At 45.5% G+C, this 1,117-nt stretch carries 1 protein-coding gene; it reads right to left on the bottom strand.

The annotated features are described in order from the left end of the window. Positions 1–181 precede the first annotated feature (181 nt). On the bottom strand, positions 182–1,117 hold a 936-nt coding region (locus A3739_RS16010), incomplete at its 5' end, for a methyl-accepting chemotaxis protein (RefSeq protein ID WP_231877094.1).

Below are 1,117 nucleotides of genomic sequence, written 5' to 3' on the forward strand. Positions count from 1 at the left end.
CTGCTATTTACGAGGCGTCTATATTTGAAGGCTTAGATCTCTCTACACCAGACCTGAATACCATCACGTTTGCCAGAGACCTAGTAGAAGACGATACGCCTGACCCAAGAGTCGCTGCCATGGAATAGAGCAAACGGAATAGGTTCAGACGTTCCTTAGGTTAAGAAGCTAAACCAAGCGTCTATGAAATCTTAAAGTTCTTGGTTAGCTGATTAAGGTGATCACACACTAGGTTCAAGTCTGATGCTTTCGCATCTGTTTGCTGCGCAATCTCATTACTCTCTTCGTTCAGAGTACGAATACTGTTCACGTTCTGAGCCACTTCATTCACAACAGATACCTGCTGTTCTGTCGCAGAAGCGATGGTTGCACTCAAGTCTTGAATGTTTGTGATCGCAGAAACGATTTCATCTAGCCGACACCCTGCACTTTCAGTTTGCTCAGCCGCATACTCTGCTGATGAACTTTGCTCCGCCATCACCCCTACACAGCTATTGGAAGACTCTTGTAAGCGAGAAATAATGTCTTTGATCTCTTGAGTCGATTCAGAAGTTCTCACTGACAAACCACGCACTTCATCTGCTACAACTGCAAAACCTCGACCGGCTTCGCCTGCACGTGCTGCTTCAATTGCTGCGTTCAAGGCAAGTAAATTAGTTTGTTCAGCGATGCCTTCAATCACGGTAAGCACTTCACCAATGTTTTCTGCATCACGACTCAAATTATTGACCGTTTCACTCGTACGACCAACACCCTCAACAAGAGAACGCACACTTCTCACTGAGTTTTGAACCAACTGATTCCCTTCTTCAACCGCTTTCGTTGCTTGCGATGTAGCAACGGCAGCACCCGCTGCACTTTGCGCAACTTCTCTAAACGAAGCTGACATTTCTTCAATCGCCACCGTCATCTGAGAAGTCTGTTGAAACTGTGCGTCACTCTGCGAAGCAAGACCTTGTGCAAAACCTAACATTTCTTCGCTAACGCTTGAGACGCTGTTCGACTTATCTTGAATCTCTCCAACCAAATCGACCATAGCCGTGCGCATTGCATTAGTCGATGCTACCAAAGTTTTTAATTCTTCTGACTTTGCCTCTAGATCATTTTGATCACTGTA

The organism is Oleiphilus sp. HI0067, from assembly GCF_001635735.1.